Source organism: Cupriavidus ulmosensis (assembly GCF_977008105.1).
Map to the genome: position 1 here is coordinate 677,101 of NZ_CDRMWP010000001.1, position 11,944 is coordinate 689,044.

12 protein-coding genes are annotated in these 11,944 nt (G+C 69.8%); 1 reads left to right on the forward strand and 11 read right to left on the reverse strand.

Going from position 1 to position 11,944, the window contains the following annotated elements; all coding sequences use genetic code 11:
• Window positions 1-13: 13 nt before the first annotated feature.
• Window positions 14-559 carry a crossover junction endodeoxyribonuclease RuvC gene (ruvC, locus tag ACWTPI_RS03035; RefSeq protein WP_020203204.1) on the reverse strand — a complete coding sequence of 182 codons (546 nt, stop codon included), beginning with the start codon at window positions 557-559 and terminating at the stop codon, window positions 14-16.
• A gap of 762 nt (window positions 560-1,321) precedes the next feature.
• On the opposite strand from ruvC, the gene ACWTPI_RS03040 reads away from it, so the two are divergent.
• Window positions 1,322-2,490, forward strand: a protein-coding gene (locus ACWTPI_RS03040) for an IS3 family transposase (RefSeq protein WP_454732439.1) whose coding sequence is annotated in 2 segments (ribosomal slippage) — window positions 1,322-1,580 and window positions 1,580-2,490 — 1,170 coding nt in all. Because the reading frame shifts where the segments join, the coding sequence is not laid out codon by codon here.
• Window positions 2,491-2,590: 100 nt separating this feature from the next.
• Here the strand turns inward: ACWTPI_RS03040 and purH are convergent.
• The 10 genes from purH to ACWTPI_RS03090 all read right to left on the reverse strand — a co-directional run bounded on the left by purH (window position 2,591) and on the right by ACWTPI_RS03090 (window position 11,878).
• Window positions 2,591-4,165, reverse strand: coding sequence for a bifunctional phosphoribosylaminoimidazolecarboxamide formyltransferase/IMP cyclohydrolase (purH, locus tag ACWTPI_RS03045; RefSeq protein WP_454730935.1), 1,575 nt, complete (start codon window positions 4,163-4,165; stop codon window positions 2,591-2,593).
• 16 nt (window positions 4,166-4,181) lie between these two features.
• Window positions 4,182-4,415 carry a Fis family transcriptional regulator gene (locus ACWTPI_RS03050; protein ID WP_017225335.1) on the reverse strand — a complete coding sequence of 78 codons (234 nt, stop codon included), beginning with the start codon at window positions 4,413-4,415 and terminating at the stop codon, window positions 4,182-4,184.
• A complete protein-coding gene (gene dusB / locus ACWTPI_RS03055) occupies window positions 4,412-5,503 on the reverse strand; it encodes a tRNA dihydrouridine synthase DusB (RefSeq protein WP_020206442.1) in 1,092 nt (363 codons plus the stop codon). Before dusB ends, ACWTPI_RS03050 begins: the two co-directional genes overlap by 4 nt.
• A gap of 268 nt (window positions 5,504-5,771) precedes the next feature.
• On the reverse strand, window positions 5,772-7,043 hold the full coding sequence (locus tag ACWTPI_RS03060) for a UbiH/UbiF/VisC/COQ6 family ubiquinone biosynthesis hydroxylase (protein ID WP_454730936.1): 1,272 nt from the start codon (window positions 7,041-7,043) through the stop codon (window positions 5,772-5,774).
• Window positions 7,024-7,533 (reverse strand): hypothetical protein, encoded by a 510-nt coding sequence (locus ACWTPI_RS03065; RefSeq protein WP_454730937.1) that lies wholly within the window; start codon window positions 7,531-7,533, stop codon window positions 7,024-7,026. The genes ACWTPI_RS03060 and ACWTPI_RS03065 overlap by 20 nt, the downstream gene beginning before the upstream one ends.
• The gene (locus tag ACWTPI_RS03070) at window positions 7,530-8,912 is read right to left on the reverse strand and encodes an aminopeptidase P N-terminal domain-containing protein (protein ID WP_454730938.1); all 1,383 of its coding nucleotides are present in this window, start codon (window positions 8,910-8,912) and stop codon (window positions 7,530-7,532) included. The genes ACWTPI_RS03065 and ACWTPI_RS03070 overlap by 4 nt, the downstream gene beginning before the upstream one ends.
• Before the next feature lie 62 nt (window positions 8,913-8,974).
• Window positions 8,975-9,715 (reverse strand): N-acetylmuramate alpha-1-phosphate uridylyltransferase MurU, encoded by a 741-nt coding sequence (gene murU, locus ACWTPI_RS03075; protein ID WP_454730939.1) that lies wholly within the window; start codon window positions 9,713-9,715, stop codon window positions 8,975-8,977.
• 29 nt (window positions 9,716-9,744) lie between these two features.
• On the reverse strand, window positions 9,745-10,083 hold the full coding sequence (locus ACWTPI_RS03080; protein ID WP_454730940.1) for an AzlD domain-containing protein: 339 nt from the start codon (window positions 10,081-10,083) through the stop codon (window positions 9,745-9,747).
• Window positions 10,080-10,844 (reverse strand): AzlC family ABC transporter permease, encoded by a 765-nt coding sequence (locus ACWTPI_RS03085; protein ID WP_059410492.1) that lies wholly within the window; start codon window positions 10,842-10,844, stop codon window positions 10,080-10,082. Before ACWTPI_RS03085 ends, ACWTPI_RS03080 begins: the two co-directional genes overlap by 4 nt.
• Complete coding sequence (locus ACWTPI_RS03090) at window positions 10,844-11,878, reverse strand: aminoglycoside phosphotransferase family protein (RefSeq protein WP_454730941.1); 1,035 nt, start codon at window positions 11,876-11,878, stop codon at window positions 10,844-10,846. Before ACWTPI_RS03090 ends, ACWTPI_RS03085 begins: the two co-directional genes overlap by 1 nt.
• Window positions 11,879-11,944: the final 66 nt, after the last annotated feature.

The following is an 11,944-nucleotide window of genomic DNA, read 5'->3' on the forward strand; positions in this document are numbered from 1 at the left end:
CCCGGAAAGACGATCAGCCGACCAGCCGGCCGCGCCGCACGCGCATGCCCTTGCGCACCAGCTCGGGCGCGAGGCCCGTCAGCGCGCCCAGCGTATTGCTGCCGTTGGCATGGCAGATCGCCACGCCGAGCGCGTCGGCCGCATCGGAACCGGGCCGGCCGCTCAGGCTCAGCAGGCGCATCACCATCTCCTGCACCTGCTCCTTGTTGGCGCGGCCATAGCCGACCACCGCCACCTTCAGCTGCAGCGCGGTGTACTCGAACACCGGCAGGCCCTGGCCCACCAGCCCGCAGATCGCCGCGCCGCGGGCCTGGCCCAGCAGCAGCGTGGATTGCGGGTTGACGTTGACGAACACCTTCTCGATCGCGGCGCAGTCCGGCGCATAGGTGCGCGCGACCTCGCTGATGCCGTCGAACAGCGTCTTGAGACGCGAGGGCAGATCGCTCTCGCCATCGCTCTTGATGGTGCCCGAGGCGATGTAGCTGAGCTTGCTGCCGTGCTTTTCGAGCACGCCGAAGCCGGTGGTGCGGAGGCCGGGGTCGATGCCGAGGATACGCATGGGATTTGGGGTGTCTGCTTGGGACCTGGCCGCGTGGCTTGGAGAGGGTGTCAGTATGACATTGCTTTTGCGGATTCTTGCTGGTGATATTGGGGTGGTCTATTACTCGGTTGGGGTTTGCGGGCGGTTGTTGGTGCTTGAACCCAAAGGCCATATGACATCCCCGCTGCGCGGGGCTGCCAGTCACTTTCTTTTGTCTGAAAAGAAAGTAACCAAAGAAAGCAGACTCCTGGGCGGAGGGCCAGACCCTTGGCACGGTGCCCGTGTTTTGGCGGCGGCAGGGCGTGGATGTGGTTCTTGAGCTGGCATCTGCCGTTACCGGCTCGGGCGGCCACGACATAGCACCCGCATGGTTTCGTGGTGGGCGTGGTGGACCGGGGCGCGGGTGTCAGCGGGTACTCTTGTGGTGGGGCCACCGTCCCCACCACGAAACCAGCACCATTCCTATGCCGTGTGCATCCGCCCCGGTCGCGGCAGCAGCCTGAAGGGCCTGGACCTCCGCCATCATGCAGCGCCACCACGAATCCAATTTCGCTTGCGACGCCGCAGGCGAGCAAACCGGTAGCGTCAGCAGTCTCATCGAAGCCAACGCCCGCACCACGAAACCACCACCAGACATAAGGTCTGAGCGCCCGGCCCCCCTGCAAGGGGTCTGCTTTCTTTGGTTACTTTCTTTTCAGACAAAAGAAAGTGACTGGTGTGGTGGTCTAATGATCCTGGACACTTCAAAAGGTAGACTTCCGGTCAACTAGAGAGGTGATGATGGGACGCAGAGATTTCTCCGACGAGTTCAAGGCCGACGCAGTGAACTTGGTGCTAGAGCAGGGATATTCAGTGACCAATGCCGCCAAGGCACTGGACATTGGTGAGACAGCGCTTCGTCGTTGGATTGGCAATCGCCAGGCGAAGCCGGTACCGACCACAAGTGACCCGACGGGCTTGACGCCCGACCAGCGCCGCATCCGGGATCTGGAGCGGCAAGTGGCCCGGCTGGAGCGTGAGCGCGACATCCTAAAAAAGTCCACGGCCTTCTTCGTCAAGGAACTCGATCGCAATACGAAGTGATCGAACAGGCGGAGAAGGTCTGGCCGGTGGCGGTGGTGTGCGAGACCCTGGGCATGCCGCGCAGCACCTACTACGCGTGGAAGGCCCGGCAAGCCAAGCCGCGTGCCCAACGTGAGGCGCTGATGGGTCAGGTCCAGGCGATTCATGAGACGAGTGGGCAAAGCTACGGCAGCCGCCGCATGTCGCAGGAGCTGCGCAGACGAGGCCATGCTGTCGGACGCCATCGAGCCAGAGGATTGATGCGGGAAGCCCAGGTCGCGGTCCGGAAGGCTCGCAAGCATTATTACTCGAAGGGCGGGAAGTCCTCGGCCATAGCGCCGAACCGATTGAACCGGCAGTTTGTCGTCGCGCAACCGAACCGGGTGTGGGCTGGAGATGTGACCTTCATCTGGACGCAGCAAGGCTGGCTGTACCTGGCCGTGGTGATGGACCTATTCTCGCGGCGGGTGGTGGGTTGGGCTTACTCGAATTCGGCCGACACGCGGCTAGTGGTGAGGGCACTGAGAATCGCGCTGTCGAGCCGGCAGCCGGCCGAGGGCCTGATGTTTCACTCGGATCAGGGCAGCCCGTATGCCAGCCATGCGTTCCAGGAATTGTTGCGCGAAGAAGGGATCACACCGAGCATGAGTCGGGCGGGCAACTGCTGGGACAACGCGGTCGTCGAGCGTTTCTTCTGCAGCCTGAAGGGCGAGCGCATCCGCGACCGGATCTACTGCGACCGCGCGGAGGCACAGGCGGACATCACGAACTACGTGCTGTTCTTCTACAACCAACAGAGATTGCACTCGGCCGCGATGAACATGCCGCCTGCCGAGTACGAGAATTTAAAGATAGAAGTGGCCAGAAAAGTGTCCAAGATTACTTGACCACCACACTGGCAGCCCCGCGCAGCGGGGATGTCATACAGCTTTTGGGTTCAAGCGCCAACGCGGCCAAAAAAACCGCCCGTCGCTCAAATCAGGCCAATCAATGCCTGAAATGCCGAGTCCCAGTCAGCACCATCGCAATATTCCTCTCATCCGCCGCCGCGATCACCTCATCGTCCCGCACCGAACCGCCGGGCTGGATCACGCACGAGGCGCCCGCGTCCACCACCACGTCGAGGCCGTCGCGGAACGGGAAGAACGCATCCGACGCCACCGCCGAGCCGGCCAGCGTCAGGCCGGCGTTCTGCGCCTTGATGCTGGCGATGCGCGCGGAGTCCACGCGGCTCATCTGGCCGGCGCCGACGCCCAGCGTCATGCCGCCGCCGCAGAACACGATGGCGTTGGACTTGACGAACTTGGCCACGCGCCAGGCGAACATCAGGTCGTCCATTTCCTTCGGGGTGGGATGGCGCTTGGTCACCACGCGCAGTTCTTCGCGCTGCACGTTCCTGGCGTCCGGGCCCTGCACCAGCAGGCCGCCGCCGACGCGCTTGAAGTCATACGGGTTCACGCCCTTGCCGAGCGGGATCTCCAGCAGGCGCACGTTCTGCTTGGCGGCGAACACCGCGCGCGCGCCGGCCGTGAACGACGGCGCGATCAGCACTTCGACGAACTGTTTGGCTACCGCCTGCGCGGCGGCTTCGTCGAGCTCGACGTTGAAGGCGATGATGCCGCCGAAGGCCGAGGTGGAGTCGGTCTTGAAGGCCTTCTCGTAGGCTTCCAGCGCGCTGGCGCCCACTGCCACGCCGCACGGGTTGGCGTGCTTGATGATGACGCAGGCCGCGCCGTAGGCGGCGTCGAACGACTTGACGCATTCCCACGCGGCGTCGGCGTCGGCGATGTTGTTGTACGACAGTTCCTTGCCCTGCAGCTGCGCGTAGTTGGCCAGCGCGCCGTCGAACGACTTGAGGTCGCGGTAGAACGCGGCCGACTGGTGCGGGTTCTCGCCGTAGCGCATTTCCTGCACCTTCTCGAAGGCGAGGTTGAGCGTCTGCGGGTAGGCGCTGCGGGCCTGGTGCGACTTGTCGGCGCCGAGGCTGGTCAGGTAGTTGGTGATGGCGCCGTCGTACTGCGCGGTGTGCGCGAACACCTTGGTGGCCAGGCGGAAGTTGGTGTCGTAGCCGACGCTGTTGGCGTTGGCGCGCATTTCCGCCAGCACCGGCGCGTAGTCGGCGGGATCCACCACCACGGTGACGTCGCGGTGGTTCTTGGCCGCCGAGCGCAGCATGGTGGGGCCGCCGATGTCGATGTTCTCGATCGCGTCCGGCAGCGTGCAGTCGTCCTTGGCCACGGTCTGCTGGAACGGGTACAGGTTGACCACCAGCAGGTCGATGGTGGGGATGTCGTGCGCGGCCAGCGCGGCCATGTGCTCGGGCAGGTCGCGGCGCGCCAGGATGCCGCCGTGCACCTTGGGGTGCAGCGTCTTGACGCGGCCGTCGAGCATTTCGGGGAAGCCGGTGTAGTCGGCCACTTCCGTGACCGGCAGGCCGGCCTCGGCGAGTAGCTTGGCGGTGCCGCCGGTGGAGAGCAGCGCCACGCCCAGCGCGTTGAGCTCGCGGGCGAAGTCGACGATGCCGGTCTTGTCGGATACGGAGAGAAGAGCTTGCTTGATCATGGCTGTGGGGAACGCTTCAAAGTAAACCGTGCTGCTGCAGTTTCTTGCGCAGCGTATTGCGATTGATGCCCAGGTAGGCGGCGGCCAGCGACTGGTTGCGCTCGGCGCGCGCCATCACGGCTTCCAGCAGCGGCCGCTCCACGGCTTCGAGCACCATGTTGTACATGTTCGACGGCTCTTCGCCGTCCAGGTCGCGGAAATAGGCACTCAGGCTGTCCCGAATGCACTGGTCGATAGCGTTGCGGCTCATGCGGCAAGCAACTCCCCGTTCTTGTTGTTGTTCGACCCGTTGCGGTCGTCTTCGTCGCCGTCCGGGCCGGCCGCGCCTTCGTCCACGTAGACCAGGCGGTCCGACAGCAGCGCCTGCTGGTCGAAGAAGGCGTTGACCGCGGCCAGCTGGGCGGTGCTGCTGTCCAGCGTGTTCATGTGGTGGCGGAACAGGTTGGCGCCGGCCAGCCCGCGCGTGTACCACGCGATGTGCTTGCGCGCGGTGCGCACGCCGGTGAACTCGCCGTAGAACGCGTAGTGGTCTTCGAGGTGCTCGTTCATGATCGCGCGGATCTCGGCCACCTCGGGTGGCGGCAGCAGCGCGCCGGTGTCGAGATAGTGCGCGATCTCGCGGAACAGCCAGGGCCGGCCCTGCGCCGCGCGGCCGATCATGATGGCGTCGGCGCCGGTCGCGGCCAGCACGTGCCTGGCCTTGTGCGGCGAGTCGATGTCGCCGTTGGCGACCACCGGGATCGAGACCGACGCCTTGACCGCGGCGATGGTCTCGTACTCGGCCTCGCCCTTGTACAGGTCGGCGCGCGTGCGGCCGTGCACGGTCAGCATGCTGATGCCGGCTTCCTGGGCGAGGTGCGCGACGCGCAGCGCGTTGCGGTTCTGGCGGTCCCAGCCGGTGCGGATCTTGAGCGTGACGGGCACGCGCGGATCGACCTCGGCCACCGCGGCGACCACCGCCGCGACGATGCGCGCCACCAGCGGCTCGTTCTGCAGCAGCGCCGAGCCGGCGGCGACGTTGCACACCTTCTTGGCCGGGCAGCCCATGTTGATGTCGATGATCTGCGCGCCGCGCTCGACGTTGTAGCGCGCCGCCTCGGCCATCATCGACGGCTCGGCGCCGGCGATCTGCACCGCGATCGGCTCGACTTCGCCAGTGTGATTGGCGCGCCGCATGGTCTTCTCGCTCTTCCACAACTGCGCATTGGACGCGACCATTTCCGACACCGCATAACCCGCGCCCAGCCGCTTGCAGAGCTGGCGGAAGGGACGGTCCGTCACGCCGGCCATGGGCGCGACGAACAGATTGTTGCGGAGCAGGTGCGGTCCGATTTGCACGATAGAGACTGGCGGGGGGCCGGCAAGGCGGCCCGCAACGAGACAAAAATGAAATGGCATGCCCTGCCGAAACCATGCTCGGCGCAAGGTTCGGCGACTTCCAGGGGCATGTGCGAGGGCAGGATTTTACCGCCAAACCGGGCGGGTTGCTTAAGTTTTGAGCAAATAATCGCAAGGGCGCCGCGACGGCCGGCGGCGGGACCGTGGCGCAGCGCGGCCGCGCGCCCCGCAGCGCCCCGCAGCGCGCGTTGCCGCGGCCCCGGCGGCGTCAGCGCCGCATGCCGTACATCATCTGCCGCGCCAGCGCATCCTTGAGCGGCCCGAGGCAGGCCAGCGCCGCCAGCGAGGCGCCGCGCGCATGCGCGGCCAGCGGGTAGGACACGCCGAACAGCCGGGGCAGCATGTCGGTCACGCCGATGGTCACGGCGCGGTCCAGCCGCTGCCGCCCGGCGAACGCCTGCAAGGCCTGCGGGCTGCACTCGGCGCGCAGCGCGGCGCCCAGCGCGAACGCGTCGCGCAGCCCCAGGTTGAGGCCCTGGCCGGCCACCGGATGCAGCGTCTGCGCGGCATTGCCGACCGCGACCACGCGGCCGTCGACCGTCACCTGGGCGGCATTGAGCCCGAGCGGGAACGCGTGGCGCTTGCCGATCGCGGTGAAGCGGCCCATGCGCGCGCCGAACGCCTGCTCCAGCTCGGCGAGGAACGCCGCGTCGGGCAGGGCCAGGCGGCGCGCCGCCTGTTCCGGCGGGCAGCACCAGACCAGCGCGTAGCCCGGCTCGCCGTGCTGTTCTTCATAGGGCAGCAGCGCCAGCGGGCCTTCCTCGGTGAAGCGCTCCCAGGCCCAGCCCGGCTGCGGGCGCGAGCAGATCACGTGGGCGATGATGGCGGTCTGGCCGTAGTCGCGCCGGAACACCGGGCCGCCGCGCGCGCGCGGCGCGGCCTTGTCCTTGTCCTTGTCTTTGCCCTGGTCCTTGTCGGCCTGCGGCTGGAACAGGCCGCCCTCGGCCTGCACCGCCAGCCGCGCGGTGAAGACGGCGGGCTGCTGCTCGTGCGCGTGGCCGCTCAGGCGCACCAGCCCGGCGGGATCGTCGTGCTGTCCGGTGTGCCCGATGTGCGTGTCGTAGGCGCGCAGCAGGCGCGCGCCGCCGTCCGGCACGGACTGCGCGGCCGCGGCCAGCGCCCGCTCGAGCGCGCCGCACAGCTCGCCGTAGCGCACCACGTAGCCGAGCGCCGGCACGGCGTAGTCGTCGTGGTGCAGGCGCACGTGGCCGAAGCGCCCGCGCTGCGACACATGGATGTGTTCGATCGGCGTCACCGCGCGCGGCCATGCGCCGATCTGCTCGAGCAGCTGGCGGCTGCCGTGCGAGAGCGCGATGGCGCGCGGGTCGCGCGCCGCGCGCGCCGGCGTGGCGGCGTCGATCAGCGCCACCCGCCAGGGACTGGTGCGCAGCAGCAGGCAGGCCAGGGACAGGCCGACCGGGCCGGCGCCGACGATGGCGATATCCGCGTCCATGATGTCGTCAGTGGCCGCCGGGCGCATGCGTGCCGTCCGCCGCGTCCGCCTGCCTTGCCGGGTCCGCCGCGCCGGCATCGCTCGCGGCCGGCTCCGGCTGCGCGCCGCGCTTCCACAGGTTGGCGTCGGTGCGGTGCTTGCCGGCCGCGGCGTCGCGCAGCGCGTTGTCGAGCTTGGACTGGCTGAAGCCGGGCAGCGCCTGCAGGCGCTCCACCAGCGCGGCCTGGTTGACCGCGTTCATCGGCACCACGCAGCCGCGCCGGGCGCCGTCGGCGGCCGGGTCGCCGACCAGGATCAGCCAGGCGGGGCCGGCCCACGGCTCGCGGTTCGAGACCCGCACCACCACGCGCTCCAGCGCGTCCCACTCGACTTCCTCGCGCTGGCCGTCGGGGCGGTGCACCACCACGCGGTCATCGTAGAGATTGATCACGAACGGCTGCGACGGATCGTAGCCGCGCGCGCGCAGGGCGTCGGCGCGGCCGGCGCCGGGCAGGACCTTGCGCAGCCAGCCGATCATCGCGCACCTCCCGCCTCGCGCATGAGGGCTTCGATCTCGTCGGCCTTGACCGGCACGCCGCGCGTGATCAGCTCGCAGCCGGCGGCGGTGACGACCGCGTCGTCCTCGATGCGGATGCCGATGTGCCAGAAGCGCTCGGACACATCCGGCGCCGGGCGCACGTAGATGCCCGGCTCCACGGTCAGCACCATGCCGGGCTCGAGCGGGCGCCACGGGCGTTCGCCTTCGGCCGGCGCGGCGCCCGGCACGCGGTATTCGCCCACGTCGTGCACGTCCATGCCCAGCCAGTGGCCGGTGCGGTGCATGTAGAACTGGCGGTAGGCGCCGCTGGCGAGCACGTCGTCGACGTTGCCGCAGCGGTTCGCGTCGAGCAGGCCGCTGTCGAGCATGCCCTGCGCCAGCACGCGCGTGGCGGCGTCGTGCGGCACGTTGTAGGGCACGCCGGGGCGGGTCTCGGCGATGGCGGCTTCCTGCGCGGCCAGCACCAGGTCGTAGAGCTCGCGCTGGGCCGGCGAGAAGCGGCCCGAGACCGGGAAGGTGCGGGTGATGTCCGACGCATAGCTGTCGAGTTCGCAGCCGGCGTCGATCAGGCACAGGTCGCCGTCGCGCAGTTCGGCCGGGCCGGCGCGGTAGTGCAGCACGCAGGCATTGGCGCCGGTGGCGACGATCGAGTTGTAGGCCACGCTCTGCGCGCCGTGGCGGCGGAATTCGTAGAGCAGTTCGGCTTCGAGGTGGTATTCGCGCAGCCCCTGGCGCGACGCGCGCATGGCGCGCACGTGCGCCTGCGCCGAGATCTCGCCGGCGCGGCGCATCACCGCGATCTCGCCGGCGTCCTTGAACAGGCGCATCTCGTCGAGGATGGTGCGGATGTCGAGCGCGGTCGCCGGCGCGGTCACGCCGGCGCGGCCCTGCATGCGCACCGCGTCGAGCCAGCGGCGCACCTGCATGTCGGTGCGGGTGGTGGCGGCCAGCGGGTAGGCCAGCACGGCGTGGTTGGCCAGCAGCGGCGGCAGCAGCGTGTCGATCTCCTCGACCGAATGCGCCGCGTCGAAGCCGAACGCGGCCTGCGCGCCTTCCGGGCCGTGGCGGAAGCCGTCCCAGATCTCGCGCTCTTCGTGCTTGGGGCGGCAGAACAGGATGCAGCGCTCCGGGCCCGCGGCCGGCGCCACCAGCACCAGCACCGCTTCCGGCTCGGTGAAGCCGGTCAGGTAATAGAAATAGCTGTCGTGGCGATACGGGTAGTCGCTGTCGCGGTTGCGCATGGCTTCCGGCGCGGTGGGCAGGATCGCCACGCCGCCGCCGGCGGCGCGCAACTGCTGCAGCACGCGGGCGCGGCGGCCGCGACAGGCGGAAAGAAGGGCGGGGTCGGGAGCGGTCATGTGTGTGGCCACGTGGATGTTGGGGGGAACAGGCTCGATTCTACGCCGCCGCCATCGGCGGGTCAGCGCGGCGGCGCGGCGCCGGCGCCGGCCGCGGCGCGCAGGGCGGCGTCCAGGCCGGCAAGCTGGGCCGGGGTGCCGACGTTCTCCCAGGCGCCGTCGAAGCGCTCGCCGCTGGCCAGGCCGGCGGCCACGGCGGCGCGGTAGTAGGGCGTCATGGCGACCTTCCGGCCGGGCTCGATGTCGGCGAACATGCGCGTGTCGTACAGGCCGATGTTGCCGAAGGTCAGGCTGGCCGCGCCGGCGCTGCCGGCGGGCCGCAGCAGGCCGTCGGCGCCGAGCGCGAAGTCGCCGCCGGGATGGAACGGCGGGTTGGGCACCATCACCAGGTGCATGCGCGGCTCGGGCGCGCCGGCCAGCGCGCGCGCGCGCGGCAGCAGCGCGCGGTAGTCGAAGTCGGTGAAGATGTCGCCCGACACCGCCAGGAAGATGTCGCCGCGCGCCGGCGCTGCGCTCAGCAGCGGCAGGGCGCGGGCGATGCCGCCGGCGGTCTCCAGCGCGCTGGCCTCGGCCGAGTAGGCCAGGCGCACGCCGAAGCGGCCGCCGTCGCCGAGCGCGTCCTCGATCTGCTGGCCGAGCCATGCGTGGTTGATGACGATGTCGGTGAAGCCGGCGCGCGCCAGCGCCTCGATCTGCCAGACGATCAGCGGCTTGCCGCCGGCCGGCAGCAGCGGCTTGGGGCGGGCGTCGGTCAGCGGGCGCATGCGCTCGCCGCGCCCGGCGGCGAAGATCATGGCTTTCAAGGCGGGCTCCGGTGCGTTCGCGTTGGCGTTCATTTCGGCAGGTGGTCGAGCCACCAGGTGAGGCCGATCAGCGTGGCCATGCCGCCGGCGATGGTCCAGCCGACGCTGCGCGTGCGCGCGGCGATGACGATGGCCACCAGGCCGGCCAGCAGGCGCGCGTTGTCCAGGCCGAGCGCGAGCCGGCCGCCGCGCATCAGCAGGTCGGGCGCGATCAGCGCCGACAGCATGGCCGCCGGCACGAACTGCAGCGCGGTGCGGAACCACGAGGGCAGCCGCACCCGGCCTTCCACGGCGATGAAGGACAGGCGGATCAGGAAGGTGGCGAGGCCGGCGCCGAGGAACACCAGCAGCAAGGTCATCTGGCTCATGCCGCGGGCTCCGTGGCGCCGTGCTTGCGCTGGCCGCCGCCGCGCAGCAGCATGCCGGCGGCGATGCCGCCCAGCGCCGCCACCATCAGGCCCAGCTTGTGCGGCATGCCGAAGCAGGCCACCGCCAGCGCGCTGGCCACCAGCGCCGCCGCGCCATGCGAGCGGTGCCGGATGCCGGGCACGATGATGGCGATGAAGGTCAGCGGCAGGAAGAAGTCGAGCGGCCAGTCGCGCGGCACCTGCGCGCCGACCAGCACGCCGGCCAGCGTCGAGACCTGCCAGCTCGCCCACAGCGAGAACCCGGCGCCGAAGAAGAACCAGTGGCGGTAGCGCCGCCGCTCGCCGTCGTCGGCCAGGCGGCGCGTCATGGCGGCGAAGGCCTCGTCGGTCAGCAGGTAGGCCACCAGCGCCTTCCAGCGGCGCGGCAGGTGGGCCAGCGCCGGCGCGATGCTGGCCGAGTAGAGCGCGTGGCGCAGGTTGACCATCGCCACCGTGACCGCGATCAGCACGGCCGGCGTGCCGGCCGCCCACAACTGTGTGAGGATCATCTGCGAGGCGCCGCCGAACACCACCGCGCTCATGGCGCAGGCCAGCCACGCCGGCATGCCGGCGTTGACCGCCAGCACGCCATAGATCAGGCCGAACGGCACCACGCCGAGCAGCATCGGCGCCAGCGCGCGCACGCCGGCCCACCATTCGCCGCGGCGGGTGGCGGCGGGCCCGGCGGGCGAGGCGGCGGGCCCGCCTTGTGCGGCGGCCATCAGAAGGTGTAGCCGACCGGGCGCTCGACGCCGTCGAGGGCGTCGAACAGGCGTACCAGCTTGCGCAGTTCGGCGTAGCGGCCGGCCACCTGGCGCGCGTATTTCAGCACCAGCGGCAGGTTGGCGAGGTAGCCGTCCTTGCCGTCGCGGTGGTACAGGCGGGCGAAGATGCCGAGCACCTTGAGATGGCGCTGCAGGCCCATCCACTCGAAGTCGCGGTAGAAGTCGCCGAAATCGCCGGCCACCGGCAGGCCGGCCTTGCGCGCGCGCTCCCAGTAGCGGATCAGCCAGTCGAGCTGCGCCTCTTCTTCCCATTCGACGTAGGCGTCGCGCCACAGCGAGACCGCGTCGTAGGTGATGGGGCCGATCACCGCGTCCTGGAAGTCGAGGATGCCGGGATTGGCCTCGCCCTCGAGCACCATCAGGTTGCGCGAGTGGTAGTCGCGGTGCACGTAGACCTGCGGCTGCGCGAGGTTGTTGGCCAGCAGCGCCTGCATCACTTCGGCCAGGCCTTCCTGCTGCGCCGCCGTGAGCGTGACGCCGAGGTGCCGCGCCACGTACCACTGCGGGAACAGGTCGAGCTCGCGCTGCAGCAGCGCCTGGTCGTAGGCGGGCAGGGTGCCGGGGCGGGTGGCCGCCTGGATGCGCACCAGCGCCGCCGCGGCGTCGCCGTACAGCTGCCGCGCGCTGGCGGTGTCGAGCCGCGACAGGTAGGTGGTGTTGCCCAGGTCGCTCAGCAGCAGGAAGCCCTGCTCCAGGTCCTGCGCCAGCACCTTGGGCACGGTCACGCCGGCGTCGCCGAACAGGCCGGCCACGTGGATGAACGGGCGGCAGTCTTCCTGCGCGGGCGGCGCATCCATCACGATCACGCTCGGATGCGCCGGATTGCCGGTGCGGGCGCGGAAGTAGCGCCGGAAGCTGGCGTCGGCCGAGGCCGGCACGCAGGAGGCGGGGTCGACCGACCAGGCCGGACCGAGTCCGGACACCCACAGTTTGAGCTGGTCGAGACGCGGGTCGAGAGGATGTGCTGCCATGCCGGAAAGGGAGAATACGATGCCCCGTATAATACCCGACCAGCACCGGGCCCCGGGGCGGCCCCG

Excerpts from the sequence above, each read along its gene's own strand:
- ACWTPI_RS03085 (WP_059410492.1), bottom strand. The coding sequence starts at position 10,844 with ATGGCCGCCGCACAAGGCGGGCCCGCCGCCTCGCCCGCCGGGCCCGCC.
- purH (WP_454730935.1), bottom strand. The coding sequence starts at position 4,165 with ATGATCAAGCAAGCTCTTCTCTCCGTATCCGACAAGACCGGCATCGTC.
- ACWTPI_RS03090 (WP_454730941.1), bottom strand. The coding sequence starts at position 11,878 with ATGGCAGCACATCCTCTCGACCCGCGTCTCGACCAGCTCAAACTGTGG.
- ACWTPI_RS03050 (WP_017225335.1), bottom strand. The coding sequence starts at position 4,415 with ATGAGCCGCAACGCTATCGACCAGTGCATTCGGGACAGCCTGAGTGCC.
- ACWTPI_RS03065 (WP_454730937.1), bottom strand. The coding sequence starts at position 7,533 with ATGATCGGCTGGCTGCGCAAGGTCCTGCCCGGCGCCGGCCGCGCCGAC.
- ruvC (WP_020203204.1), bottom strand. The coding sequence starts at position 559 with ATGCGTATCCTCGGCATCGACCCCGGCCTCCGCACCACCGGCTTCGGC.
- ACWTPI_RS03060 (WP_454730936.1), bottom strand. The coding sequence starts at position 7,043 with ATGCGCCCGGCGGCCACTGACGACATCATGGACGCGGATATCGCCATC.
- ACWTPI_RS03080 (WP_454730940.1), bottom strand. The coding sequence starts at position 10,083 with ATGAGCCAGATGACCTTGCTGCTGGTGTTCCTCGGCGCCGGCCTCGCC.
- ACWTPI_RS03070 (WP_454730938.1), bottom strand. The coding sequence starts at position 8,912 with ATGACCGCTCCCGACCCCGCCCTTCTTTCCGCCTGTCGCGGCCGCCGC.